Annotated in this window: 23 protein-coding genes and 1 pseudogene; 9 read left to right on the top strand and 15 right to left on the bottom strand. The window is 65.4% G+C overall.

Features of this window, described 5'->3' with window-relative positions:
• Window positions 1–6 precede the first annotated feature (6 nt).
• The gene (locus NJT13_RS17640; RefSeq protein WP_254523062.1) at window positions 7–1,107 is read right to left on the bottom strand and encodes an NADH:flavin oxidoreductase/NADH oxidase; all 1,101 of its coding nucleotides are present in this window, start codon (window positions 1,105–1,107) and stop codon (window positions 7–9) included.
• Window positions 1,108–1,266: 159 nt separating this feature from the next.
• Between NJT13_RS17640 and NJT13_RS17635 the strand changes: the two genes are divergently transcribed.
• Entirely contained in the window at window positions 1,267–2,115 is an 849-nt protein-coding gene (locus NJT13_RS17635) for a BtpA/SgcQ family protein (protein ID WP_254523059.1), read from the top strand.
• 165 nt (window positions 2,116–2,280) lie between these two features.
• Here the strand turns inward: NJT13_RS17635 and NJT13_RS17630 are convergent, their stop codons facing one another.
• The 4 genes from NJT13_RS17630 to NJT13_RS17615 form a co-directional block, all read right to left on the bottom strand.
• Complete coding sequence (locus tag NJT13_RS17630) at window positions 2,281–3,519, bottom strand: tripartite tricarboxylate transporter permease (RefSeq protein WP_254523058.1); 1,239 nt, start codon at window positions 3,517–3,519, stop codon at window positions 2,281–2,283.
• Window positions 3,520–3,704: 185 nt separating this feature from the next.
• Window positions 3,705–4,049 carry a 50S ribosomal protein P1 gene (gene rpl12p / locus NJT13_RS17625; protein ID WP_254523057.1) on the bottom strand — a complete coding sequence of 115 codons (345 nt, stop codon included), beginning with the start codon at window positions 4,047–4,049 and terminating at the stop codon, window positions 3,705–3,707.
• Between the two features lie 21 nt (window positions 4,050–4,070).
• A complete protein-coding gene (locus NJT13_RS17620) occupies window positions 4,071–5,105 on the bottom strand; it encodes a 50S ribosomal protein L10 (protein ID WP_254523056.1) in 1,035 nt (344 codons plus the stop codon).
• Window position 5,106: 1 nt separating this feature from the next.
• On the bottom strand, window positions 5,107–5,739 hold the full coding sequence (locus NJT13_RS17615; RefSeq protein ID WP_254523053.1) for a 50S ribosomal protein L1: 633 nt from the start codon (window positions 5,737–5,739) through the stop codon (window positions 5,107–5,109).
• A 269-nt stretch (window positions 5,740–6,008) separates the two neighbouring features.
• Between NJT13_RS17615 and NJT13_RS17610 the strand changes: the two genes are divergently transcribed.
• Window positions 6,009–6,617: a hypothetical protein gene (locus tag NJT13_RS17610; protein WP_254525482.1), complete on the top strand. Its 609-nt coding sequence runs from the start codon at window positions 6,009–6,011 to the stop codon at window positions 6,615–6,617.
• A 207-nt stretch (window positions 6,618–6,824) separates the two neighbouring features.
• On the opposite strand, the gene NJT13_RS17605 is transcribed toward NJT13_RS17610, so the two are convergent.
• The 4 genes and pseudogenes from NJT13_RS17605 to NJT13_RS17590 form a co-directional block, all read right to left on the bottom strand.
• Entirely contained in the window at window positions 6,825–7,313 is a 489-nt protein-coding gene (locus NJT13_RS17605) for a 50S ribosomal protein L11 (protein ID WP_254523052.1), read from the bottom strand.
• Between the two features lie 96 nt (window positions 7,314–7,409).
• Window positions 7,410–7,693: pseudogene (gene cutA, locus NJT13_RS17600) on the bottom strand (divalent-cation tolerance protein CutA).
• 140 nt (window positions 7,694–7,833) lie between these two features.
• On the bottom strand, window positions 7,834–8,025 hold the full coding sequence (locus tag NJT13_RS17595; RefSeq protein ID WP_254523051.1) for an HEWD family protein: 192 nt from the start codon (window positions 8,023–8,025) through the stop codon (window positions 7,834–7,836).
• Window positions 8,026–8,240: 215 nt separating this feature from the next.
• Window positions 8,241–9,752, bottom strand: coding sequence for a phosphoenolpyruvate carboxykinase (ATP) (locus NJT13_RS17590; protein WP_254523048.1), 1,512 nt, complete (start codon window positions 9,750–9,752; stop codon window positions 8,241–8,243).
• A 289-nt stretch (window positions 9,753–10,041) separates the two neighbouring features.
• Here NJT13_RS17590 and NJT13_RS17585 point away from each other — a divergent pair, with 289 nt between their 5' ends.
• The gene (locus tag NJT13_RS17585) at window positions 10,042–13,092 is read left to right on the top strand and encodes a disk-shape morphogenesis protein volactin (protein WP_254523047.1); all 3,051 of its coding nucleotides are present in this window, start codon (window positions 10,042–10,044) and stop codon (window positions 13,090–13,092) included.
• 208 nt (window positions 13,093–13,300) lie between these two features.
• Here the strand turns inward: NJT13_RS17585 and NJT13_RS17580 are convergent, their stop codons facing one another.
• Window positions 13,301–13,432 carry a rubrerythrin-like domain-containing protein gene (locus tag NJT13_RS17580; RefSeq protein WP_254523045.1) on the bottom strand — a complete coding sequence of 44 codons (132 nt, stop codon included), beginning with the start codon at window positions 13,430–13,432 and terminating at the stop codon, window positions 13,301–13,303.
• 255 nt (window positions 13,433–13,687) lie between these two features.
• Entirely contained in the window at window positions 13,688–14,917 is a 1,230-nt protein-coding gene (locus NJT13_RS17575; protein WP_254523044.1) for an MFS transporter, read from the bottom strand.
• A 187-nt stretch (window positions 14,918–15,104) separates the two neighbouring features.
• Between NJT13_RS17575 and NJT13_RS17570 the strand changes: the two genes are divergently transcribed.
• Complete coding sequence (locus tag NJT13_RS17570; RefSeq protein ID WP_254523043.1) at window positions 15,105–15,287, top strand: DUF7501 family protein; 183 nt, start codon at window positions 15,105–15,107, stop codon at window positions 15,285–15,287.
• A 57-nt stretch (window positions 15,288–15,344) separates the two neighbouring features.
• Here the strand turns inward: NJT13_RS17570 and NJT13_RS17565 are convergent, their stop codons facing one another.
• Complete coding sequence (locus NJT13_RS17565; RefSeq protein WP_254523042.1) at window positions 15,345–15,815, bottom strand: DUF7992 family protein; 471 nt, start codon at window positions 15,813–15,815, stop codon at window positions 15,345–15,347.
• 90 nt (window positions 15,816–15,905) lie between these two features.
• Window positions 15,906–16,346, bottom strand: a complete 441-nt coding sequence (locus NJT13_RS17560; protein WP_254523041.1) for a DUF7992 family protein — start codon at window positions 16,344–16,346, stop codon at window positions 15,906–15,908.
• A gap of 116 nt (window positions 16,347–16,462) precedes the next feature.
• Here NJT13_RS17560 and NJT13_RS17555 point away from each other — a divergent pair, with 116 nt between their 5' ends.
• The 5 genes from NJT13_RS17555 to purM all read left to right on the top strand — a co-directional run bounded on the left by NJT13_RS17555 (window position 16,463) and on the right by purM (window position 21,769).
• Complete coding sequence (locus NJT13_RS17555; RefSeq protein ID WP_254523040.1) at window positions 16,463–17,242, top strand: HAD-IIA family hydrolase; 780 nt, start codon at window positions 16,463–16,465, stop codon at window positions 17,240–17,242.
• Between the two features lie 156 nt (window positions 17,243–17,398).
• Window positions 17,399–17,626 carry a hypothetical protein gene (locus NJT13_RS17550; protein ID WP_254523038.1) on the top strand — a complete coding sequence of 76 codons (228 nt, stop codon included), beginning with the start codon at window positions 17,399–17,401 and terminating at the stop codon, window positions 17,624–17,626.
• Between the two features lie 606 nt (window positions 17,627–18,232).
• Window positions 18,233–20,002, top strand: coding sequence for a TraB/GumN family protein (locus NJT13_RS17540; RefSeq protein ID WP_254523037.1), 1,770 nt, complete (start codon window positions 18,233–18,235; stop codon window positions 20,000–20,002).
• Window positions 20,002–20,634: a zinc metalloprotease gene (locus tag NJT13_RS17535; RefSeq protein WP_254523036.1), complete on the top strand. Its 633-nt coding sequence runs from the start codon at window positions 20,002–20,004 to the stop codon at window positions 20,632–20,634. The genes NJT13_RS17540 and NJT13_RS17535 overlap by 1 nt, the downstream gene beginning before the upstream one ends.
• A 145-nt stretch (window positions 20,635–20,779) precedes the next feature.
• A complete protein-coding gene (gene purM / locus NJT13_RS17530) occupies window positions 20,780–21,769 on the top strand; it encodes a phosphoribosylformylglycinamidine cyclo-ligase (protein WP_254523035.1) in 990 nt (329 codons plus the stop codon).
• Between the two features lie 34 nt (window positions 21,770–21,803).
• Here purM and NJT13_RS17525 read toward each other — a convergent pair whose 3' ends face one another.
• Window positions 21,804–22,226 (bottom strand): thiol-disulfide oxidoreductase DCC family protein, encoded by a 423-nt coding sequence (locus NJT13_RS17525; RefSeq protein ID WP_254523034.1) that lies wholly within the window; start codon window positions 22,224–22,226, stop codon window positions 21,804–21,806.
• A gap of 3 nt (window positions 22,227–22,229) precedes the next feature.
• Window positions 22,230–23,576, bottom strand: coding sequence for a hypothetical protein (locus tag NJT13_RS17520; protein WP_254523032.1), 1,347 nt, complete (start codon window positions 23,574–23,576; stop codon window positions 22,230–22,232).
• Window positions 23,577–24,070 lie beyond the last annotated feature (494 nt).

The following is a 24,070-nucleotide window of genomic DNA, read 5'->3' as shown; positions in this document are numbered from 1 at the left end:
GGCGGCTCACCGGCGGGCGGCCCGTCGATACTGGACCGGCCACTGCTCGGCGACCGCTTCCGGATCGCGCTCGAGAGCACCGACAGCGCGGAGGCCGAAGTACGGATCCCGGAGGAACTCCCGGCCGACGAGGACGAGGTCGGCCCGTCCGTTGCGAACCAGCGCGTCCGCCTGTTCGGCTTCCGTGACGCCGCCGACAGCGCCGACCGCGACGTCGGCACCCTCGCGAACCCGTTCGGCCAGCGGCACCTGAAAGTTCGGCCCGCCGGAGACCGTCTGATCGGGGTGAATTCCCCCCGAACTGACGTCGATCAGATCGACGCCCAGGTCGGCCAGGTCGGCCGCGAGGCGCGCCGATTGGTCGACGGTCCACGACTCGCGGTCGTCGAGCCAGTCGGTCCCCGAGATGCGGACGAAAAGTGGCTTTCCGTCGGGCCAGACCTCACGGACCGCCGCGACGACGTCCCGGAGCAAGCGCGTTCGGTTCTCGAAGCCGCCGCCGTAGTCGTCCGTCCGGCGGTTCGTGACCGGCGAGAGGAACTCGTGAAGCAGGTAGCCGTGGGCCGCGTGAATCTCGACGATTTCGAATCCGGCGGTGAGCGAGCGCCGAGCCGCGTCCCGATAGGCGTCGATCACGTCCTGGATGTCGTCTCCGTCGGCCTTCCGAATCGCCGGACGGTCGCCGTCGAACGGGGGGTAGGCCTCCGGCGACGGCGAGATTACCTCCCAGCCGCCGTCGTCGGGTCGAATCGGGACGTTTCCCTCCCACGGCCGCTTCTTGCTAGCTTTGTGGCCCGCGTGGGCGAGTTGGATCGCCGGAAGCGCGCCCTGATCGCGAACGAAGTCTGTAATCGGCTCGAGCGCCGTCGCGTGATCGTCGCTCCAGATCCCCAGGTCGTGTGGCGTGATTCGACCGGCCGGGTCGACCGCGGTCGCCTCGGTCATGACGATGCCGGCACCGCCGACGGCCCGGCTGCCGAGGTGGACGCGATGCCACTCGGTCGGGAGGCCGTCCGGCGCACACGAGTACTGGCACATCGGCGACACGGCGATTCGGTTCGGACTCGTCACGTCCCGCAGCGACAGCGGAGCAAGCAGGTCAGCCATCGATCGGACGTTGTGACGGCGGGGAGAAAACGATCCTGAAGGGAGCGGCGATTGCCGACTCGCGTTCGCCTTCGAAGCACCTCGCCGTTTCCATACCGCACTCCGATACGCCGTTCCCGCGCCACACTAACTTATCCCGATCGCAGACGAAAAACGGCCATGGGAACGGGTGTAGCGTTCGGAGAAGAGTTCGACGCCGACCGTCCCGTCGTCGGCATGGTCCACCTGCCGGCGCTGCCCGGCGCGCCGGCGTTCGACGGCGACCGCGATGCCGTCCGATCGCGCGCCCTCGAGGACGCGCGTCGGCTCGAGGCCGGCGGAATCGACGGCATCGTCCTCGAGAACTTCGGCGACGCGCCGTTCTATCCGGACGACGTGCCGAAACACGTCGTCGCGGAGATGACCGCCATCGCGACGGCAGTGACCGGCGCCGTCGACGTTCCGGTTGGGATCAACGTGTTGCGCAACGACGCCGCGGCGGCGCTTTCGATCGCCGCGGCGGTCGATGCCTCGTTCGTCCGGATCAACGTCCACGTCGGCGCGGCGACGACCGATCAGGGCCTCCTCGAAGGACGAGCGCACGAGACGCTTCGGCTCCGAGACCGGATCGGTGCCGACGTCGGAATCCTCGCGGACGTCCACGTCAAACACGCCACCCCGGTCGGTGACGAAGATATCGACCGGGCCGCCGTCGAAACGATCGAACGCGGCCGCGCCGACGGCGTCATCGTCTCAGGACCCGGAACGGGCGTCGAGACGCCGCTCGTCGACGTCGAACGCGTCTCGGAAACGCTCGCAGCGCGAGGATGCGATCGAACCCCGGTGTTCGTCGGCAGCGGCGTGACGACCGAGACGATCCGTGACTGTCTCGAGGCGGGCGCTGACGGCGTCGTCGTCGGCACCGCGATTAAACGGGACGGTGAGACGACGAATCCGGTTTCCAGCGACCGGGTAAGCGACCTCGTCGCAGCGGCTCGAGGGCACGAGAGCGACTCGAACGCAGCGTAGCGCCTCGAGTGAGCCATCGGTGAGGTGGCCGGATGCGAGTGATTCGTTCGGCACCGACCGGAGTACGGACGAGAGTGTACGAGAGTACGAACCGAGAGGGTGTGGGAGTACGAACGTGTGTGACAGGAGGGGCGCCATCGGGGACGTAACGCGGCCGACAGCGGGTCAGAGACCGACGATCAGCGGTCCGATGAGGACGCCCATCAGGTGGACGCGGCGGGCGCGCAGGCGAACGGGCACGAGTCCGACGGCGGTCGCCGCGACGAAGATCGCGATGCCGATCGGGCCGGAAAAGAGGACCGAGAGGACGAGCAACAGCGCGAGAACCGCAACCGAGAGCTTCCAGTACGCCACCCGACCGACCAGCTCGAGGTAGGCGTCCCCGAGACCGATCACGAGGGCGAAGCCGACGAGTCCGGAGAGAACGACGGCGGCGAGCAGCATCGGGAGCTCGAGCGGCGCGTTCAAGCTATCGAAGGCGACCATGACACCGGTCCGGGGCTGGCCGATGACGACCAGCGCGAAGAGCGCGAAGATCGTGTTGGCCGTATCGACGCCGCTGGTCGCGACGATGTAGCCGCGGTCGCTGGCCTCGCTCGGAACGACGGCGAGAACGGCGACGGCGGCGATCGCCGCTGAAATACCCGGGATGTACCCGACGACGCCGCCGGCGATCGTGCCGGCCACCGCAGTGACGCCGACGGTTGTACGAGAGACCGCGATCCCGTCTCCGTCCTGGGGCGGCATGCCCGCCCCTCGAATCGCATCGATCAACACCGGCGCACCGAACAGGCCCGCGAACAGCGGGGCGAGCGTCCCACCGGCCTCGAGGGGTGCGTCGGTCGAGAGATCGAGGGTGAGGGCGCCCAGACCGGACGCGAGCGCGAACGACAGGAGACCGCCGAATCGTCCCCTCGTCGTTCGTTCCGACGCGATCAACGCGGCCGCGACCATCGCCAGCAGGAGCGGGAGTTGGGCCCGAACCACGGGATAGACGGCCGAGACGACCCAGGTCACCGGAACGGCGAGTGGCACCGCTGCCAGAACGGCCAGGAGGCTGCCGAGTGCGGAGAGTCGGATCGCCTCGTACCCGCGTCCCGCGAGGACCAGCCGATGGCCCGGCAGCGCGGTGACCGCCATCTCCGCGTCGGGAACGCCGAGGGCCATCGCCGGAACGGCGTTGAGAAACGTGTGAACGACGCCTGCGGCGAGCATCGCACAGCCGACGAACAGCGGCGGCCCCGGAATCGACGCTGCGACCCCCGCGAGCAGGAGCGCGAAGTTGTTCGCGTGGAGCCCCGGAACGAGGCCGCTACAGCACCCGAGCAACGACCCGGCGAGGACCCACGCGAGCAACTGCAGCGCCAGCGACGGCTGGAAGACGAACTCGACTGGAGCGACCATCGGCCGTGCTGGCCGCGTACTGGGTTATAGTGTCTCGGTGCGAGACGAGCGATTGGTCTCGATGCGAGACGACTCACGTCGCGCAACGAGCCACCGAAGTGCTGGTCGGCGTCGTCGGCACTGGCCGTACGGCGCAATAAAAATCGGTGTCGGATACTCGTCGAAACCGGTTCGACGGAACGGCGTTATCCGAAGAGTTCGCCGAGACCTTCGCCGCTGGCCTCTTCGTCTTCGTCCTCGTCCTCGTCCGTCGTGTCCGGCACCTCGCTGGTCTCTTCGACCTCTTCTTCCTCTTCGCCTTCCGCCTCGCCGCCCGCGGCAGCGCCGCCTGCGGCGGCCCCGCCAGCGGGAACCGCAGCGGCCTCGGAGACGGCCTCGTCGATGTCGACGTCCTCGAGTGCGGCGACGAGCGCCTTCACGCGGGACTCTTCGACGTCGACGCCGGCGGCGTCGAGCACGTCCGTCAGGTTTTCTTCGTTGATCTCTTCGTCCGATTCGTTCAGGATGAGTGCAGCGTATACGTATTCCATTGTAAGTTCCTCCGGTTGTTGTTAGCCGAACATCTCACCGAGGCCGGCCGCGCCATCACCGCCATCGTCGTCTTCGTCGTCTTCGTCATCGTCGGCCGCAGCCTCGGGTTCGTCTTGCTCGTCTGTCGATTCCTCTTCCTCGGCCCCCGCCGGTTCGGCAGGCGCTTCGAGGTCCTGGAGTTCGTCGGGCAGCGCCTCCTCGTCGTCGATCTGGGCCGCGAGCGAACGCAGTTGCGCGTCGGCCTTGCTGACGAGGTCGGGCATGAGGTCTTCGTCCTCGATCGCGGCCTGCAGACCGAGGCTCTTGGCCTCGCCCGTGGCCTTGGCGATGAGCGTCGGGGCCGTCGCTGCGGTCGGGAAACTCGCGTTGATCGAGAGGTTCCGTGCGCCAGCGACAGCCGACGAAACGTCGCTCCGGTAGGCGTCGACGTCGATATCGAGATCTTCGGGATCGAACTGGACGCCGTCTGCGATAACCGCGCGCAGGTCGAGACCGACCTCTTTCGGCTCGATGCCCAGTTCGCTGAGGACGTTCGACAGATCCGCCGAGACTTCCTCGCCGGCCTCGAGGACCGTCGAGTCCTCCATGACCTGGATCGACCCCTCTTCGATCCGCGCGTTCGCACCGATCTGCTGGAGTTCGCCGACGAACGGCCCCGGATCGACACCGGTGTCCCCTTCGGGGATGACGATGTCGTTCGGCGCCACTTCGCCCTCGTTGATCGGGGCGGGCGTTTTGGAGGCCTCGAGTTCCTTGTAGAGCGAGAACGGGTTCTCGTTGGTCGCGACGAGACCGACCTGGCCGTCGACGTGGTCGACGAGGTCGTCGAGGCCGGCATCCTCCAGCGCGCGCGTCTGCAGCGTGTTGCGGCTTACGCGCAACACGGCGGTGCCGTGCAGCCCCCGGCGCATGTCCTGAAGCTGCTTGGATGGAATGCCGGCGATGCCGACGACGCCGACGCTCTCGTAGTCCGCGATGAGGGACTCGAGTTCGTCGACTTCCTCTCGCTTCCACTGGGGAAGGTTCTCGGTTTTGCGTTCAGCCTGTGCGCTCATGTTAGGCCACCTCCACGGACGGGCCCATCGTCGTCTTTACGTAGACGGCGTCGATGTTCTGGGGGCCCTTCTCGAGGTCGGCGTGCAGGCGTCGCAGGATGACGTCGATGTTGTCTGCGATCTGTTCCGCATCCATATCTTCGGCGCCGACGAGGGTGTGGAAGGTTCGTCGGTCGCCGGAGCGAAGCTGCACGGTGTTCTTGAGTCGGTTGACGGTTTCGACGACGTCGTCGTCGGGCGAGAGCGGGTCCGGCATCTTCCCCCGGGGACCGAGAATGGTACCCAGGTGCCGGGCGATGTCTTGCATCATCGCCTCCTCGGCGATGAAGAAGTCCGTCTCGTCGGCCATGTCTTTGGCCTCGTCGTCGTCCAGATCGGCCACGTCGTCCTCCGAGAGAACGTCGTCCGCGACCTCCTCGGCGCGGACGGCTGTCTCTCCCTCGGCGATGACGACGATGCGAGTCTCCTGGCCGGTTCCGGACGGCAGGACGATCGACTCGTCGACGCGGTTCGACGGTTCGTTGAGGTCTAAGTCGCGCAGATTAATCGCGAGGTCCACCGTCTCGGTGAAGTTCCGATCGGGCGCATCCTCGAGTGCGCGGGCTACTGCTGTTTCGATTTCCGAATCTGCCATCGTTCACCTCCGTAGTACGCAGGGTTGCTCCTACGGGTCAGTGAAACAGGCGATGCCTGTCTCCCTTGAACCAAGTGCTATCCCGAACTTAAACCCGTCGAACCGCCGCAGACCCACCTCGCGACACCGGTCGATGCGTCGCGGTCGAGGGTGTCTCCTCGAGACGGTGGAAGGTGTCAGTTGACGTGTAATTCCACGGTATCGTCCGTCTCACACGACTATCAGCGTGACCAGAGTGTCTATAATTCGTGACGGTGTACCACGCGTTCATGGGGCCAGTAGATTTATATACTATCGTCAGTGGGCCGACACTCGATTCGCTCGCCGCCGTGTCGGGACACGGCGGCAGTATCGAGGCGTACCGATCGCTCGACTCGCTCGTGCGGGCGGGCGTTCAGTTTGTGGGAACGATACTCCTCGCCGCGGTCGTCCTCGGATTGCTCCAGGGCGTCGGCACGCGTTCGGTGGCAAAGTCACGACGGAGCCCTATAATTTCCATCTGCGTCGGGTTGCCGAGCCTGCTCGTCGTCGCCGGTCTCACCGGAACGGGGATCATCCTCGTGGACACGAGCGTCGGGATTTTCTTCGCGATTCCGCTGGTCGTCCTCGGCGTCGCGGTCCTCCCGATCGCTGTCGCGGTCGGATTCACCGCGGTCGGCCGGACCGTCGCTTCGCGGTTCAGTACCGACGGCCTGTTTGTGGGCGTCTTCGTCAGCGCACTCCTCTGCGGTCTCGCCGGGACGGCATTTCCGGCAACGGTCGCCCTGATCAGTTTCACCGGCGCGCTCGGTCTCGGTGCGAGTATACGCGTTCTGTTCGGCGGCTTCGGCGCGGCGCGACCGGAGGACAGAACCGTTCCGCCCGCGAATAAAATCTGATCGACGCTAACTAGTTGATATTTCTGTCGAGCCGATATATTTAATCCCTGACTATTGTGCCCGAGTCTCACGACTCGATTTCGCGACATCGTTCGCGAGAACGGTCACGCACTGATCGTGTCAGACGTTCGGGCTGGCCGCTCGGGTCGTTGCCAGCAAACCCAAAATAGCCGCATCGATCGCGTACCGAACGGTCGCGGACGGCGATTACGCTTCCGCTTCGGCCGCGAGCACGTCGTCGTACTCGCCGTTGTCGACCAGTTCTTTGAACTCTCGAGCGTCGTTGCCCTCGATGGTGACTCCCATCGAGGCGCAGGTACCGACGACCTCCTTTGCGGCGTTTTTCGTGTCGTACGCGAGCAGGTCGGGGTGTTTTTGCTCGGCGATTTTCTTCACCTGTTCGACGGAGAGGTCCGCGACGAAATCCTTCTGCGGTTCGCCGCTGCCGGTTTCGAAACCGGCCTCGTCTTTGACGAGTGCGGCCGTCGGCGGGACACCGACGTCGATCTCGAAGGACCCGTCGTCCTCGTAGTCGACGGTGACGGGGACTTCCGTTCCGTCGAATGCCGCGGTCCGATCGTTGATCTCCTGTACGACAGCCTGCACGTCGACGGGCGTCGGTCCGAGCTCGGGACCGAGCGGTGGGCCGGGATTGGCCTGGCCACCCGGAACGAGCACTTCGATGGTTCCAGCCATATCCACCACAACCCGTGCGCGAGTTTTAAGGGTTGCTTTTTCGGGCAGACCCCGTCTGTGACCGTCTGACGTGGCGCTCTCCGAGTATCCGTTCGCTTATTCGACGCACTCCGTGCGCCACTCCGCGAACGACTCGAGGACGTCACTCTCGTCGAATCGCTCGAGACAGGGTACCTCGTGGGGGTGAACCTCCGTGACGCGCGCGACCTGGTCCTCGTACGCCTCGTCCGTCGTTTTGGCGAGCAACAGGGCTTCCTGCTCGCGGTGAACGTCGCCGTCGCCGAGAGGCGGTCGACGCACGCGGCGAGTCGCTCCGCGACCAACGTCTCGGCGATTTCGTCGGCGGCGTCGGGTGCTGCCGTGATGTACACTGTCGGCATAGCGGTGCCTGCGCTCGAGGGAGAAAAAAGGACACCGTCACGGTCCACGCGGCCGTCTCGGATCCGGCAGCGGAGCAACTGCAGGCGGACGACTGACTGTTTCAGCCGCGACGGCCGAAGGCCAGTCGGTGAAGACGGTGTCAGCTGTCGGTGTTATCGACCGGATTGAACGTGCCGTTGATGTCCCATTCGTGAATGCAATGTGGATTGCCGACCTGTTTGACGCCGTCTTCGCGGGCGAGTTGCCACGCCTCGAGGTCATCGTCCCAGACTTCGCCTCGTCCGCACTGCTCGCACCGCCGGGCGGTCGGTTTTCGTACCTGTGCGCTCATTACCCAACCGTGGGAACTCGACGCATATAACGGTATTCGTGTGCTACGATTACTGTCCCGTCCCGTGAAGGGCGGATTCGGTCCGGAATTGCGGCGTCAACGGTCCGGTTCGAAGGTGGCGTCGTCGTCCGTTCGAATCCACGACGCCGTTCGATCGCCACCGCGGCGACGACGTCCCAGGAGAAATAGAACAGAACCGACGGTCCAGCGTCCGATCAGTAGACGGCAGTTCTGATCTCCTCGCGGAGATCGTCAAACCGGGCCAGGTACTCGCGGCGCTCGGCCCGCAACTTCGCGAGCGCCTCGTCGTACTCGTCGACGTGATCCGGAACGTAGTAGTCCGCGATATCGATTCCGGGGACGGTCTCGGGGATCGTCAGATCCATCCGGTCGTCGTCGGTCCACTCGATGGTCCCGCGGGCAGCCTCGGTAAGGATGGCGACTGACTCGGTCACGCCGATGTCGACGGCACCCTCGCCGAGATAGCCAGTGTTGATGACGTAACAGTCGACGTCGAGGATGTCGACGAGTTCGTGAAAGATGTTCCCTTCCTCGCCTTCGGGACCCACGATGAAGGGGTTCGTGCCGACGACGCGGATCGACTCGCCGGCTCGCTCCGGATCGCCCGCGCTGGTCTCGATCGATTCGCCGAGCATGAAAGCGGCGGCGGCCTGCTCCTCGTCGAGTCTGGCGACCGGCGGCATCAGCGGATTGCGCGTGATGAAAAAGACCTGATCGATTCGACCGAGGTCGATCTCCTCGTCCGCGCTCTCGAGTTCGTCGCGCCGGACGATCGCCCGGGAGTTCGCGGTGTGTCGGTCCTCGTCGAAGTGGACGGTCCCGTCGTCGTCGACGGCGACGTTCTCGAGGATCGCCGACTCGTCCGTCGCGGCCTCGTAGAGTTCCGGCTGCTCGTCCTCGTCGAGGCCGATCGTCTTGATGTACAGTCCCTCGCCCTCGCTTCCGGCGACGGAGCCGTCCGGGAGGAGCCCACAGACGTCGTCCTGAAGCATGGCGGCGTCCTCCGAGTCCTCGAGCCAGCAGCCGTGGGAAGTCAGGGTCGATTTACCGGTCGCGGAGAGCCCCATGAACACCTGGCCGACGGTCCGGACGTCACCCTCGTCGGTCCGGACGCGGACGCGTTTGCTGCCGGCGTGGAGCCCGAGGCCGCCCTGTTGTTTGATTCGATACATGAACAGACGGAGGAACGACTTCTTGGCCTCGCCGGTGTAGTCGCTGCCCAGCACGGCGGTGAAGCCGGTATCGGGGAGGACTCGAATCGCGGTCTCGTCGAAGTCGGGCAACTGGACGGTGTAGAGATCGGGGTCCTGCCCGTCGGCCGGTTCGAAGAGGCCCGCCCACGCGTACGCGATACGTGCGTACTCTACCGGAACGAACAGCCGGCAACAGAACGTTGCATCCGGGTGTCGGCCCATGAGTCGGTCGATGCAGAGCAACTCGGTGCTGGCGGTGCGGTCGATCGCCTCCTCGACCAGGGCGTGATCGCGAGCAGTAAAGTCGTCGTCGACGGCGTTTTTCGTCCGGTCGGCGCTCCGAGAGCGGAACTCGCTGACGTACGACGCCGACCCGAACTCGGTCGTCGTCTCGTCGGGAGCGGCGAGTTCGCGCAGTTCCTCGAGCGACGGATTGTAGCGAACGTTCGTCGCTGCCGATGGATCGGGAAGCTGTCGGACCAGCGGACGGGTCTCCGTCCCGGTTTCAGACATACACCTAATCCACCATCATCCTGATAAATAAACGTGAGGATTCCTCTCTGTGTGTGCCATGGACTACCCAGTTGCTCACCACCATATGGCGGGGCAAGTCGTCTAACGGACATCTATAGCCGATTTCACCGTTTCGTCGAATAGCACGTGTGGTGTACCATCACTAGTATTCAGATATGAGATAATTCTCGTCGCAGGAGTCGACCCCGGCCTGGGAGAACGGGGCTAATTTTCACATCTGGTACTTCGGGTGGGAACTTCCAATAGGGTGGTTCGACTTGCGGTGAGCATGAACTACGGTCTCGACATCGGACCGGGATCGGTCCGGGCCGCCACCGAAACGGCCGACGGTCGAACGATCCAGTCGGTCCCACCGATCGTTCACGCGGCCGACGATGCCCTCGAGGAGGGTGGGCTCTCCGAGGACGACGCCACCGTTCGAGCGAACGGAACGACGTACGCCGTCGGGACGGTCGCTCGAGCCGCCGCCGATGCAGTCGGCGAGGACCCCCAGTTGCTGTTTGCGAACGGCCGTCTCGAGACGGCGACGGACGCCCCCGCCACGGCCGCACTGAAGATTCTCGTCGACGAGGTACTGGGTGAGTCGACCGACGGACGACTCTGTTATACGACGCCCGGGTCGGAGTCGACCAGCGCGTGCCGCGAGGTGATCGAGTCCGTCGTGGCAAATCGCGGGCTGGACGCGACGCCGATTAGCAAGGGCTTCGCCGTCATTTACGATCAGTTCGTCGCCGACAATTACACCGGTCTCGGCGTCTGTCTCGAGGCCCAGACGACGAGCGCCACGCTGGCGTACTACGGCGTGCCGGCGCTAGCCGTCTCGATCGGAACGGGACGCGAGTGGATCATCGAGCGGACGGCGAGCGAAACCGGCCACGAAGCCGCACAGATCGCCGGGGTACTCGAGGGCTTCACGCTCGATCCCGAGGCCGCGGTGGGCGGTATCGAGAGCGGCCTCGCAGCGGCCTACGATGCGCTGATAGCCGACCTGATCGAGGCCATCCGAGGCGAGGCCGACGAGAGAGACGTCCAGCAGGGGCTGTCAGTCCCGCTCACGGTCGCCGGCGAGGGAGCAGTCGAAGGAATCGAGTTTCTCTTCGGTGGCCGGTTCGATGCGGCCAACCTCCCGTTTTCGGTACGAGGGGTCAGACTCGCGGACGTCCCCGCCGAGAGCGCCGCCAGAGGCGCGCTCGCGGCCGCCAGGGACGACGTCGACGCCTCCGAGGCGGATTCCTGGTCGGCGGCCGTCGGCGAAACCCACACGGCGGAGATGGACTCGAGCGCGGCGGGGGACGGGAGCACGGGCACGGGGACCGAATTCGAGTTCACCGATCCGTCGGCCGACGCGATGGCCGCCGATCGAACGGACGATGCGATCGATCAACTGTTCGACCGCCTCGCGAACCGCGACGACGAGATCCAGTCGGTCCACGACGACCTCGAGAGCCTCTTCTCGGACCTCGAGTACGTCGAAGAGCGGACGGAGGCGATCGACGACCAACTGGACGACAGACTCGAGACGTTCGCGGACGAACTGGCCGACCTCGAAGCCGAAAGCGAGACCCACGCGAGCACCGACGACGTCGAAACGATCGACGACGACCTCGCGGCGCTGTCGGACTCGCTCTCGGAACTGGAAGCGGACGTCGACGATATCGACGCGGAACTCGAGGACGTCGAGACGGTTGCAGCCGAGGGACGAGGGGATCTGGCGGACCGGCTCGACGAGCTAGCCGCTGACGTTGCGGCTATCTCCGACCGAACGGACGCGCTCGACGACGATCTCGCGACGCTGTCGGCGGCGGTCGAGGAACTCGAATCGGCCGCCGCGACCGAAACGGCGCTCGAAGCGGTCGACGAAACCGTCACACGGCTCACGAACGGACTCGAAGACCTCGAGGGAGTCGTCGATCGAACCGGGACGCGAATCGACGGGTTCACCGGCCGGCTCGAGGAGCTCGCCACCCGGAGCGACGGTCTCGCGGAACGGCTCGAAACGGAGACGGAACGGACCGACGAGCGGGTCGACGCGGTCGAATCGACGATCGAGGAGGAATCCGCCGCGATCGGTGCGGAAATCGACGCCGTCGACGAGGAAATCGGTGCCGTCACAGACGACGTCGACGCCGTTCGCGAGGCACTGGACGACCGTACCGAATCGCTCGAAACGCGTCTCGAAACCGCTCGGGACGCGATCGGGGACCTCGAGACGGAGGCCGTGAGTGCCGACCGGATCGATGCCATAGCGGGTGATCTGGTCGACCTCGAGACTGCTGTCGAAGACGTCCAGGAGACGGTGAGCGATACTGCAACGCAACTCGACGACGTCGAAGCACAGCTGGCGGGCGCCGAGTCGCGAACGGCCAGCGCGGAGAGGGTCGACGAACTCGCGGACACCCTCGAGACGGTCGGCGGGGACCTGGAAGCCCTCGATTCGGACCTTCAGTCGCTCGAAGCGAGTCTCGAGCAGCGAATTGAGGACTCGGTCACCGACCTCGAGACACGGGTTTTCCCAGCGACCGACGCGGTCGAGGCTGACCTCGAGGCGCTCGAATCGACCGTCGAACGACTCGACCGCGAAGCAGTTGCGGACGACGACCTGGAGGAGGTACGCGAATCCCTCGCAGAAACCGACGAGACGGTCGCATCGGTGTGTGACGACGTCGACAACATCACGGCGGACCTCGAGGCGGTCGAGGCGGCCGTCGAGGAAACCGACGACGTCGCATCGGAAGCCATCACGACGGCGCTCGAGGACACGATTGCGTCTCTCGAAGATGCCGTTGTGGCCGTCGAGGACGATGTCTCTGGCGTCAAGAGCGACGTTTCGGCCGTCGAGGACGACGTTTCTGCCGTCGAAGTGGACGTTACGACGATGAACGACCGCTTCGAATCACTTCGAGCGGAATACGACCGTCTGGCCGAAGCCGACGGTCCGGACGAGTCGGCAGTTCAGGCGCTCGACGAAGTTCGGACGATCGATGCCACCGTGGACGAACTCGGCGAGCGGGTGACGAGGACCGCGAACGGCCTCTCGAGGCTCGACCAACGGGTCGAGTCGACGAACGTGCGCCTCGACGAAATCGAACGGTGGGAGACCCAGAGCGAAGCGATCGACGGATTCAGAACGGAACTCGAGGCCGTTCGGGCCGAGGCGATGGCGTCGCCGCCGCTCCCGTCCGCAGTCGTCGCCGGCGGTGGTGGGGCGGGTATCGTCGCTGGCGGCGTCGTTGCGCTTACCGGCGGCCAAACGGTCGGGGCCGGCGCAGCAGTCGTCGGCCTCGTTTTGATCGGCGTCGCAGTGCTCATCGCACGCTGATTCGATTCTCGGTGTGGCTCACGAACCGCGGCCGAATGTACTGCGACGGCCCCTGACACACGGATACGGAAGCTGTCGGGGCGTTCGTCCGAGTCCGTTCAGCGTAATCCGAGGTGGAGCCATCGGCCTCGAGTCGAGAGGGACCTCCGGTCCCACGCTCCGCTCGTGGACCGAGGCGCGTAGCGCCGAGGGAGCAGGACAGGGTCGTTTACCCGCGAACCAACTCGACGTTCCGCATCTCACCCCCGCACTGCTCGCAGATGCTTACGAGTGCGTCTGTGACCGTCTCCCGCCGGCCACACTGCACGCACTCGTACTCGCGTCGCGCCTCAATAGTCATATGTTATCACTCCACAATGACTGCATTAACTCTTTTCGTGGTGGAGTTCACCGATGGTCGAGGGCGGCGAGTGACGGTGTTGCGACCACTCGTGTCAGTGGGAGAGCTAGCACTCGTCGCCGCGCTCGCGGGATTGCAGTTCGGGTTCAGTCTAGCCGGTCCTATCCGATGAACCGGGTTCGCGTGATGCGAGAGGAAATCAGCGGGGGTTTCGGTTGCGCGGGGCCCCACGGTGGACCTCGACGGGTGAGCCAGTCACGCCCGGTGTCCGAAAACCAGGAGCAGGCAACCGAGTCCCGTGGCACAGACGACGGTCGCCGCGAGGAGCCAGAACGCGACCCTGAAGCCCGCGGTTTCGGAGAGAGTACCGACGATCGCGGGTGCGATTGCGCCGGCGCCCATCAACAGCGTTCTGACGGCGCCGAGCCCGCCGGCGGCCACATCGTCCGGAATCGCGGACATCAGATAGGCGCTTCTGACGGGCCGAAAGCCGTGCGAGCCGATACCGACGGCGACGAACAGCCCGCCGAGCAGGATCGAATTCCCCGTCTCGGTGACCGACACGAACGCGACCAGTGCGACCGAAGCCAGTCCGAGCGTCGCGACGATAATCGGAAGCCGTCCCACCCGGTCGCTCAAGTTGCCGGTCACCAACTGGACCAGACTCGCGAGGAAGAGGCCGCTATAGAGGACGCTCGCGGTCGCCGGCGTGAGACCCGCCTCGACCGTGAGATACCGCGGCGCAAACGCGACCAGCCCGTTGTACATGAACGAAAACAGAACCGTCAACAGAGCGAACGCCGAGAATCGCCAGTCACGAAAGAGCGAGGCGTACCGTGCGATCCCGGTCCCGCGATCGCTCGAGTTCGATTCCGTTCCGGTGGTTTCGTCCGGGAGCCGTCGGGGAACCCGAACCACGAACGTCACCGCGAGAACCAGTCCGACCAGGCCCGAGACCAGAAAGAGCAACCGCCAACTCGCGACCGGCCCGACGGCCAGCGACGCGACGCCGACGACGGCCGCGGGGGCGACGACGCCGCTGAAGGCCCCGAACGTGTCCAGAAATCCGAGGGCCCGCCCCGTCCGCTCGGGATAGGCTCGAGCGAGGAGGCGAACGGCGGCCGTCTTGTGCGCGCCGGTCCCGGTCCCGATAACGAGCATCGCGCCGACGAGGACGATAAACGGAGAATCGATCGAAAGCGCGACCGACGCGGCGGCTCCGACGACGGCACCGGCCGCGATGACGGTCACCGTCCCGAGCCGATCCGCGAGGACGCCCGATGGAAATTGCATGACCGCATAACAGAGCAGGAGTCCCGAGAAGGCGGTTCCGAGGACGGCATCCGAAACGCCGTAGCTCGACTGAAACGAATCGAACAGCGGCGGAAAGGCGTACCGGAGAAACTTCGCGAGAAACCAGATCGCGGCCGTCAAGACGAGCGCGTCGTACTCGGCGAACCGTCCGGCCGATCGTCGAACCGACATACGTTCTCGCGCAGACTCGAAACCGGACCCCCGAGTATCTACCGATCGGCGGTTTCACTCCCGCGAGACGGACGGTCGACACTCCCGTGCATTTGACCGCCCTCTGTTGCCATTATATGGCATATTAATTGTAATAAATCCTAACGGGCGGGACTTATATGATAGATCCTGATAGACTCGGCCACCGATGGCTGCGAACACGACGACAGACTGGATCGACCCGGTTACCTGTCCGTTCTGCGGCGACGAACTGGAGTCGCCGGGCGCCGGGTTCATCGATCACATCCACGACAATACCGACTGCAAGGACGGATTCGATCACTGGCGAGAGAACATCGCCGGAGATCTCGCGGGCGAATGGGCCGGATGAGGACGACGGACATCGACTCGAGACACGAACCGACGCGCCGAGGCGCCCACGCGCAGATCAGTCGAAATCGGGCAGGTCCTCCGGCGGTTCGTACTCGGCCTCCCAGTCGACGTACTCCTCCTTGAGCGTGACCGAGACGATCTGGCCGAACTCGGTCAGTTCGGCGTTGATCGAGGAGACCGTCCCCCAGGTGTCGAGTTCGGGGTGGTACTCTCGAGCCTGCCAGTCCTCCGGGATACCCGGCGCGTGGTAGCCGACGCGGTCGGCGAAATCGTCCCAGAAGAAATCGAACCCCGCGAAGAGATTCAGATCACGGGCGATCCCGTACTCGCGCTCCCCGAGATCGGTGTCGATGCGCCACTCGTCGAACGCTTCCGCCCAGGCGCCCTCCTCGAGAAACGCCTGCAGTTCCTCGCGGCGGTAGTCGATCTCTTCGGTCCCGTCCGCGCTGATGGTCGCGTCCTCGTATTCGTTCGGATCGACGAACTCCAGTTCCGGCGGCTCCGGCGGTTCGACCTCGAGTGTCATGGCCGGTCGTAAGTCGGGTCGGCGGATAAGAATTCCCACCTCGCGGCGGCCACCGACGGCGAGCGCCGGCCGTCCGCCGCCGCCCGCCCGCTATTCCCAGGTGAAGCCGAACTCCTCGCCGTCGCGGTGGATGTAGTCGGTTTCCAGCACTTCGCTGACCGTTCGGGCGAGGGCGTCTAATTCCTCCTCGAGATCGTCGGCGTCGATGTCGTCGCGACCTTCCAGCCGGTCGTCGGGAACCGTCGGGACGAGGTAACCGACGTCGTCCGCCGACGGGTTCCAGTAAAAGTCGAGTTCGTCCAGGAGGCCGAGCTCGCGGACGGCTCGAAACTCCGCTTCGGTCATGTACGTGTCCGCGGCCCAATCGTCGAAGGCGTCCTCCCAGGCGCCGCCGTCCAGAAAGCCCGCCAATTCCTGCCGTCGAGCGTCGTCGCCTGTTCGCGCATCGGGTTCTGAAACGGCATCGTAATCGCCGGGGTCCTGCGGCCCGCGGAGCGCCGGCGGATCGGGAATCTCGACGTCGAGCGTCATATCACACCCTACGGTCGACAGCCGTATGGAGTTTTCCCGGGGGAGGATACACGGGTCACCGGCGGGCCCGACGCCGATCCCAACACTCAATCGCCGGCCCGCCGTACAGTCTTCCGATGACTGACTACGAGGCGGTGATCCTCGACGTCGACGGGACGATCGTCCGGGGCGAAGCGTTGCTCCCGGGCGCAACAGACGCCCTGCAGGCGCTCGAGGCGGCGGGTTGTTCGCGCTTGCTCTTCTCGAACAATCCGACGCGCGGAAGCGACCACTACCGCGAGAAACTCGCGCCCCACGGGATCGACGTCGAGCCGACCACCGTCCTCACATCAGCGACCGTTTCCGCCGACTACCTCGCAGCGACCCACGGCGGGGAGCGAGTCTTTCTGGTCGGCGGGGAGCGACTCGAGGCGATCCTCGAAGACGCTGCCGTCGAGGTGACGGCCGACCCAGACGCGGCCGAGGTCGTCCTCGGGTCGTTCGACAAAAACTTCTCGTTCGGAACGCTCTGGGAGGCCTTGCGGGCGCTCGAGGGTGACGTCCCCTTCTACGGCACCGATCCCGACGCGACGATTCCGATCGACGAGGGAGAGATTCCCGGCTCCGGTGCGATCCTCGCCGCCATGGAGGCCGTCGCGGGCCGGGAACCGGACGCGATCCTCGGCAAACCGTCCGCGGTCGCGGCGGCGGCAGCGATGGATAGGCTGGAGACCGATCCCGGGAAGACTCTCGTCGTCGGCGACCGTCTCGATACCGATATCGCGCTCGGAAACCGAGCCGGCATGGAGACGGCCCTCGTCCTCACCGGCGTCTCGGATCGCACGGCCCTCGCATCCAGCGACGTCGAACCCGACCACGTTCTCGAATCCCTGGCAGCGGTCGAGACGCTTCTCTGATCGGTCGGCGACCGTTCGTCGATCCCGCCCGGTGACCGTCCTCCAGCCTGCCCCGGTGACCGTTCGTCCAGTGAGCGTCGCTTCTCCGTTCGATTCGTCTCTCATCGACTGTACTCGAGAGTCATATTTATCCGCCACTGTCACGAGTGACGATACATGAAAGAACGAATCAAACAGATGTTGCTCCGTGCACGGTACGCTGCGATGGGCGCGGCCATCGGCGCGGCGATCGGGGGACTGATCAGTCGAAACGCCGCGAGCACTGGTGGGGCGATCGGGGGACTGGTCGGCGCGACGGTCGCCGAAACACGCGGAACGGTCGAAGGAGCCATCGAAGACGTCAGGGGCCACGCTCCCGGATCGACGGATATCGAGACGGAGTGAGCACCGCTTCGGTCTCCGAATCACCGATTCGATCCGTGTGGCACTCGACGCAGCGAGAACGAATTCCAGCGTCGATTCGCGGTGGCAGCCGGATTCGTCGTCCTGTCGGGTGTGACGAGCCACGTGGTGGCACCGGCGCTTCCGGCCCAGTTGGCCAGGTCCGGAATGTCTCTCCAACCGAGATCGGTCGAAGTTCGTCCGGTCGACGCGAGCGGTGACGCAGGTCGCCCCTGCAAACCGCGTGGCGGCCATCGCCTCGACCTCGTCCATCCACTTCATTCACGTACCCGCCGTGGGCCGCGTCGAGCGTGTTCGCGCGGTTCGGCCGTACCGTCTCCCGTTTCTCATCACCGTCTCCACGAGGTCGGGCACCGACTCCCCCTGCCGACGCCGGCCATTAGACTTGCCGTCGTACCGGTCGAAAAGAAGCGGGCGATCACCACCGACGCACGGAAGCACACGAGCACCATCGTTGGCCGGAGACGTGCCGTCGTTGCCGCGGAAAGGGGATCAGCGTGTTCGATCACCATCGTGGCGCTCCCCGGCCGAGGCCTCACCACTCGCGGTCCGACACTGGTAAAAGTCGCCGCCGAGTTGAGGGCAGTAATGAGCGATGCAGGCGAGGCCGACGTGCCGGAGCCACCAGCGCCCCCCGATCGCGACCGCGGCTCTGTCGAAGTGCTGGGGACGGCACACGTCTCGCAAGCGAGCGTGAACGAAGTTCGGGACACGGTCGAGCGCGAGCAACCGGATATCGTCGCCGTCGAACTCGACGAAGGACGCTACCGCCAGATGCAAGGCGGAACCCCGGACGACATCGAAGCGGAGGATCTCCTCTCGGGCAACACCGTCTTTCAGTTTCTCGCCTACTGGATGCTGTCGTACGTACAGTCGCGGCTGGGCGAGCAGTTCGATATCGAGCCCGGTGCGGACATGCGCGCCGGCATCGAAGCCGCCGAAGAAACGGGGTGCGGCGTCGCCCTGGTCGACCGCGACATTCAGGTGACGATCCAGCGGTTCTGGAGCCGGCTTTCGTTCACCGAGAAACTGAAAATGATCGGCGGGCTCGCGCTCGGTATCACCGATCCCCGGACGATCGGGCTCACCTTCGGCGCGATCGGTGGGATGGTCCTCGGCCTCCTCGTGGCCGTGTTTCTCGCCCCGCTGTTCGGTTTCGGTGACCTCCTGTTGGTCGGCTCCGTCGGCCCCGCAACGTTACGATACGTCGGTAGCGGCGCGGTCGGCGCCCTCGTCGGCGCCGTGGTCGGCCTCGTGTTCCTCCCGTCTCTCGAGTCGACCGGGGGGTACGCCGACGGGTACCTCTCCGGGTTCTCGATGCGCATCCTCGCAGGCGTCCTCCTCGGCACCGTCGGCGGCCTCACACTGGTCGCGACCGGGACGTTCGTGGGACCGTTCTCTGCGGCGACCCTCGAGAACGCGGGCACCTACGCGATTCGCGGGACTGCCGGGACGCTCGCCGGCCTCGGCGTCGGCGTCAGCGTCGGCGCCGTGCTCGGGCTCGTCCTCGGCGCGTTCGGCGGCGACGTCGAGGAGATCGACGAGATCGACATCGAGGAGCTCACGGACGGCGACGTCGTCAGCGCCATGATGGAGGAGTTTCGCCAGTTCAGCCCGCGCGGTGCGAACGCGCTGATCGACGAGCGCGACGCCTACATCGCACACAACCTCAACGAACTCCGGGAACAGGGCTACGACGTCCTCGCCGTCGTCGGAGCCGGACACAGAGCCGGCATCGAGCGGCATCTACGGAATCCGGGGGACATTCCGTCCCTCGAGTCGCTGTCCGGCACTGCCTCGAGCAGTCGCTTCTCACCGGCGAAAATCATCGGCTACCTGATCATGGTCGGTTTCCTCGCCTTTTTCTTCCTGTTGATCATGGCGGGAGTCAGGAACGCGTTTCTGCTGAAGCTATTCGTCGCCTGGTTCCTGTTCAACGGCATCTTCGCGTTCACGCTGGCGCGCCTGGCCGGCGCGCGCTGGGCCAGCGCGGGCGTCGGTGGGGCGGTGGCCTGGTTGACGAGCATCAACCCGCTGCTCGCCCCGGGCTGGTTCGCCGGCTACGTCGAACTCAAATACCGACCGGTCAACGTCCGCGACATCCAGACGTTGAACGAGATCGTCGACGACACCGAGCGGCCGCTCGGCGATGCCATACAGGCGATGTTCGCCGTCCCGCTGTTTCGGCTGATCATGATCGTCGCGCTGACGAATATCGGAAGCATGATCGCGACGGCGCTGTTCCCGTTCGTGGTTCTTCCGTGGCTGGCACCCGAAATCGGCGGCGTCGACGCCCTGATGGGACAGCTCCTGCAAGGGGCACAGAACAGCCTCGAGTTGATTCGGGGGCTCCTCTGATGAGCCATCGCACCGAACTGAGTGGCGGTCGCGAACTGACGTTCAGCGACAGGGAACTGCGCGACCTCGCGGTAGCATGGGTCACACTCAGCGTCGCGTTCGCGTTGATACTGGCCCCGGTCCACACGGGGCGGGCCAGTCTCGGGTCGTTCGCGATCATGGTCGGACTGAGTTTCGTCACCGTCGGAGTGGCGTTCCTCCTGCACGAACTCGCGCACAAAGTCGTCGCGATCGAACACGGCCAGCTCGCGGAGTTTCGAGCGGACTATCAGATGCTCTTTCTGGCGGTGATGGGCGCCCTCGTCGGCTTTCTCTTCGCCGCGCCGGGAGCCGTCTACCACCGCGGCCGGATCACGCAGCGCGAAAACGGGTTGATCGCCCTCGCGGGACCGGTCACGAACCTCCTCCTCGCGCTCCTCTTTCTCCCGCTGATGATCTTTCCCGGAATACTCGGGATCGTCGGCCAGATGGGGGTCTGGATCAACCTCTTTCTCGCGGCGTTCAACATGATTCCGTTCGGCCCGCTCGACGGGAAATCCGTCCTCCAGTGGCACAGGGGAGTCTTCGCGCTGGTGTTCGTCCCGAGCGTGGTGCTCGCCGGATTCGTGATCTTCCGCGTCGGGCTGTTCTGACCCCGCGTTCGTCTCGATTCGGAGGTTCTGACCCCGCGTTCGCCCGTACCACGTTTTCCCACGGCTCCTCGAGGCGGAGCGTCACTGCGACGTCGACGTCCGCCGGACCGGTGGCCTTTTGCTCGCCCCGAGAGGTCGTTCGAGTATGACCGATACGGACGACGCGGACGAGGAACGGCTCACCTACGCCGAGACCGGCGTCGACATCGAGGCCAGCGAGGACGCGACCGCGGCCCTGCTCGAGGCCTTCGGTAGCGACCTGCGGACCGAGTACGCCGGACTGATCGACATCGGCGACCGATATCTCGCGCTGGCGACCGACGGCGTCGGGACGAAGCTCCTCATCGCGGAGGCGATCTCCGACTTCTCGACGATCGGCATCGACTGCATCGCGATGAACGTCAACGACCTCGTCGCGGCGGGCGTCGAACCGATCGCGTTCGTCGACTACCTCGCGATCGACGAACCCGACGAGGAACTGACCAACCAGATCGGGGAAGGCCTCGCGGTCGGCTTGGAGCGGGCCGATCTCACGATGCTCGGCGGCGAGACCGCGGTGATGCCCGAGGTCGTGACCGGATTCGACCTCGCGGGCACCTGCGCCGGTCTCGCCGACGCGGAGGACGTCTTCGACGGTGACGCGCAGGTCGGTGACGCGGTCGTGGGATTCCCGTCGAACGGGATCCACTCGAACGGGTTGACTCTCGCCCGCGAGGCGGTGACGCGCGATCACGACTACACCGACGCGTTCCCGCTCGACCCGACGGTGACGATCGGCGAGGAACTGCTCCGACCGACCCGGATCTACACGGACCTGCTCGAGCCGATGCGCGACCACGGCGTCCGCGCGGCGGCGCACGTGACCGGCGGCGGCTGGACGAACCTGCTGCGGATGGGCGAGCGCGAGTACGTGATCGACGATCCGCTGCCGGCACACCCGATCTTCGAGTTCGTACAGGAGGAAGGGAACGTGACGGACGACGAAATGCACCGGACGTTCAACATGGGAACCGGATTCGTCGTCTCGCTTCCCGAGGATCGGGCCGCGGATCTCGTCGCCGCCACCGACGGTCGGATCATCGGCCGCGTCGCCGACGGTAGTTCGGTCGAGATTCGCGGTCTCTCGCTCTCCTGACCGCGAAAGCGACGGCCCGTTTCGCGAGCGAAGTTCACTCCAAGAATCGGGCGCCGACGTCGACGTCACGCGGCGGCATCGCACACTGGTCTTTCTTGCCGAACCAGCGGTAGCGGTGAGCGGCGACGAAGTCGTACGCTCGGTCTCTGATCGCTTTCGGAACGAACCTGAACGGGCCGAACAACGTATAGATCCCGCCGAGGCGTCGAGCGATTCTGATGACCGCGCTCGACTTCACGTAACTGTCGTCGCCCTCGATCAGGACGACCGACTCGAGTTCGTCGGTCGGCAACCCGTGTTCAGCCAGTAGTTCCTTGCCAACGTCCGACTGGAGTGATGCGAAGCGAAAGGTGCCGTCCGTATCCCGCGGGAGGATGAACTGGACGAACCCGTTACAGAGGTTGCAGACGCCGTCGAAGAGGATGACCGGATCGTCGTCCGCGGTGGCTTCGCTCATCGGTTAGCCGACAGTTGGAACCGGCTGTAATTCAGCGTTCCGGTCGTTCGAACACGATCGCTCGATCACCTCGACGGTCTCCGGGGGCGGTGGTTCGCCGTCGAGTTGGATCTGCTGTTCGGTGTACGTCACGGTAACCGTCTCGACGGGTGCATCGGCCCATGTGCGCGCACGTTCGCACATGGAGACGGCGAACTGCGCGGCGAGTTCGTCGTCGTCGGCTATCGAGTCCAGATACCGCCGCCAGCGAAAGGTCGGAATCGTGTCGGCTGCGTCCGGCGGCCGATCGGCTTCGAGTTCGCCCCTGCAGAGGACGTCCACGTCTTCGCCGCCGTCTACCTGGGCGGCGACCACGTACCATCCGTAGCTCGTACTCGGATCCGGAGCGAACATCCGCCACTGGTGATCCTCCAGGTCCAGCGAGTCGATGGGTTCGACCGAACTCCCGGCCCCGACCAGCGCGACGCTCCACAGGACGACGACGATCAAAACGCCCACGAGAACGAGCGACCAGCACCGGCGTGCCCACCCGCGGATCGGGTCCGAAAGCACCGACCCGACCGGACGCGACCGTGGCAAACGATCGGTTGCGCGCCGACCCACCGCCGCCGCGCGCTCGAGACCGGCGACCCGATCGGCGGCGCCCTCGAGTGCGTCCCATACCCGGGGCGGGAGAAACAGGAGGAACGCGGCGGCCAGGACGGCAGGGAAGAGTCCGACCGCCATCGAGAGCGCCATGCCGGTGACGGCGGCGAGAAAGGCCGCGACGTATGCGATCCGACGGCGGCCGGTGAGCAAGAGCACGAGCGGTGCGCCGGTCACCAGCCCGGTCCAGCCGTAGGTGGCCCCCTCGAGAAAGAGCGGATAGGTCGCGACGACGTCCCCGAGGAGGGTGGTGAGGTGGTCCTGACGGAGCGCGTAGTCGAGCGCCTCGCCGATATACCACAGTTCCCCCTCGGCCTTGCGGAGCGCGTTGTTCACGAAGACGACGACGATGGAGACGAGCATCGCCGCAGTTGCCGGCGTCGTGACCCGGTCGTCGCTTTCAAATCCAGGGCCCGTCCCGGATCGAACCACGGTTCCACGATCGCTTTTTCCGGACCGAACGCTGGACTCCCCGTTCAATTCGCGACCGGTGTCGCTGTCAGCATCCCGCAAGGTATCGATCGTCCAGCGATCCCCTAGCGGCAGGAATACGGCGAGAAGGAGGACCTGGCGGAGTAACTTGTCTGCGGCGTTCAACACGAACGGATTTCGGAACTGGACCGAGACGAGCAGGAGAAACGAGAGGATCGTCGCAGTTCGCGTTCGATACCCGGCGAGCAACGCGAGGCGCGAGCGCTGCCGCACAGGCGAACAGCACACCCAGTACCCACAGCTCTCCCGAGAGCGCGTGTATCGAGTAGCGACCGGCCGCGGACTGTTCGAAGAGCACTGCGCGGGGCAACACTCCCCTGTCGGTGTAAAACGCGACGACGTCCTGCGATCGGTGACCGACGTCGAACAGCAGAATACACCCGAGTGCCATTCGAAAAGTCGCCAGCGCACGCCGATCGATACCGAACCGACGTTCGAGGGCACCGCGAACGCGACGACAAACGCCGTCGGCGCGCGTCGAAATCGATTCGTGAACGCTCATGACTGACAGGCCAGCGGTCGGTCCGATCGCGTGCCGCACCGATGGCGATTTCTCTCATCTTATCAGGTAGCTACTAAACGTGTTGTGTCTTCCACCGTGGGAGCGAGCGGGTGAGCGGCGGCGACGAACGCCTCGATATAGCCACCCCCGCGACTCGCCTCGTGTTTTCGGCGCGACGCATCCCGGCAGGCGTTCCTCGTCGACG

It is taken from the genome of Natrinema caseinilyticum, assembly GCF_024227435.1.
Classification (GTDB): Archaea; Halobacteriota; Halobacteria; order Halobacteriales; family Natrialbaceae; genus Natrinema; species Natrinema caseinilyticum.
The sequence above is the reverse complement of the archived record's forward strand: the minus strand, read 5'-3'. Positions and strand labels throughout refer to the sequence as shown.

What these genes read in the sequence shown, in the direction of transcription:
- NJT13_RS17640 (WP_254523062.1), bottom strand. Translation starts at nt 1,107, where the DNA reads ATGGCTGACCTGCTTGCTCCGCTGTCGCTGCGGGACGTGACGAGTCCG.
- NJT13_RS17635 (WP_254523059.1), top strand. Translation starts at nt 1,267, where the DNA reads ATGGGAACGGGTGTAGCGTTCGGAGAAGAGTTCGACGCCGACCGTCCC.
- NJT13_RS17630 (WP_254523058.1), bottom strand. Translation starts at nt 3,519, where the DNA reads ATGGTCGCTCCAGTCGAGTTCGTCTTCCAGCCGTCGCTGGCGCTGCAG.
- rpl12p (WP_254523057.1), bottom strand. Translation starts at nt 4,049, where the DNA reads ATGGAATACGTATACGCTGCACTCATCCTGAACGAATCGGACGAAGAG.
- NJT13_RS17620 (WP_254523056.1), bottom strand. Translation starts at nt 5,105, where the DNA reads ATGAGCGCACAGGCTGAACGCAAAACCGAGAACCTTCCCCAGTGGAAG.
- NJT13_RS17615 (WP_254523053.1), bottom strand. Translation starts at nt 5,739, where the DNA reads ATGGCAGATTCGGAAATCGAAACAGCAGTAGCCCGCGCACTCGAGGAT.
- NJT13_RS17610 (WP_254525482.1), top strand. Translation starts at nt 6,009, where the DNA reads ATGGGGCCAGTAGATTTATATACTATCGTCAGTGGGCCGACACTCGAT.
- NJT13_RS17605 (WP_254523052.1), bottom strand. Translation starts at nt 7,313, where the DNA reads ATGGCTGGAACCATCGAAGTGCTCGTTCCGGGTGGCCAGGCCAATCCC.
- NJT13_RS17595 (WP_254523051.1), bottom strand. Translation starts at nt 8,025, where the DNA reads ATGAGCGCACAGGTACGAAAACCGACCGCCCGGCGGTGCGAGCAGTGC.
- NJT13_RS17590 (WP_254523048.1), bottom strand. Translation starts at nt 9,752, where the DNA reads ATGTCTGAAACCGGGACGGAGACCCGTCCGCTGGTCCGACAGCTTCCC.
- NJT13_RS17585 (WP_254523047.1), top strand. Translation starts at nt 10,042, where the DNA reads ATGAACTACGGTCTCGACATCGGACCGGGATCGGTCCGGGCCGCCACC.
- NJT13_RS17580 (WP_254523045.1), bottom strand. Translation starts at nt 13,432, where the DNA reads ATGACTATTGAGGCGCGACGCGAGTACGAGTGCGTGCAGTGTGGCCGG.
- NJT13_RS17575 (WP_254523044.1), bottom strand. Translation starts at nt 14,917, where the DNA reads ATGTCGGTTCGACGATCGGCCGGACGGTTCGCCGAGTACGACGCGCTC.
- NJT13_RS17570 (WP_254523043.1), top strand. Translation starts at nt 15,105, where the DNA reads ATGGCTGCGAACACGACGACAGACTGGATCGACCCGGTTACCTGTCCG.
- NJT13_RS17565 (WP_254523042.1), bottom strand. Translation starts at nt 15,815, where the DNA reads ATGACACTCGAGGTCGAACCGCCGGAGCCGCCGGAACTGGAGTTCGTC.
- NJT13_RS17560 (WP_254523041.1), bottom strand. Translation starts at nt 16,346, where the DNA reads ATGACGCTCGACGTCGAGATTCCCGATCCGCCGGCGCTCCGCGGGCCG.
- NJT13_RS17555 (WP_254523040.1), top strand. Translation starts at nt 16,463, where the DNA reads ATGACTGACTACGAGGCGGTGATCCTCGACGTCGACGGGACGATCGTC.
- NJT13_RS17550 (WP_254523038.1), top strand. Translation starts at nt 17,399, where the DNA reads ATGAAAGAACGAATCAAACAGATGTTGCTCCGTGCACGGTACGCTGCG.
- NJT13_RS17540 (WP_254523037.1), top strand. Translation starts at nt 18,233, where the DNA reads ATGAGCGATGCAGGCGAGGCCGACGTGCCGGAGCCACCAGCGCCCCCC.
- NJT13_RS17535 (WP_254523036.1), top strand. Translation starts at nt 20,002, where the DNA reads ATGAGCCATCGCACCGAACTGAGTGGCGGTCGCGAACTGACGTTCAGC.
- purM (WP_254523035.1), top strand. Translation starts at nt 20,780, where the DNA reads ATGACCGATACGGACGACGCGGACGAGGAACGGCTCACCTACGCCGAG.
- NJT13_RS17525 (WP_254523034.1), bottom strand. Translation starts at nt 22,226, where the DNA reads ATGAGCGAAGCCACCGCGGACGACGATCCGGTCATCCTCTTCGACGGC.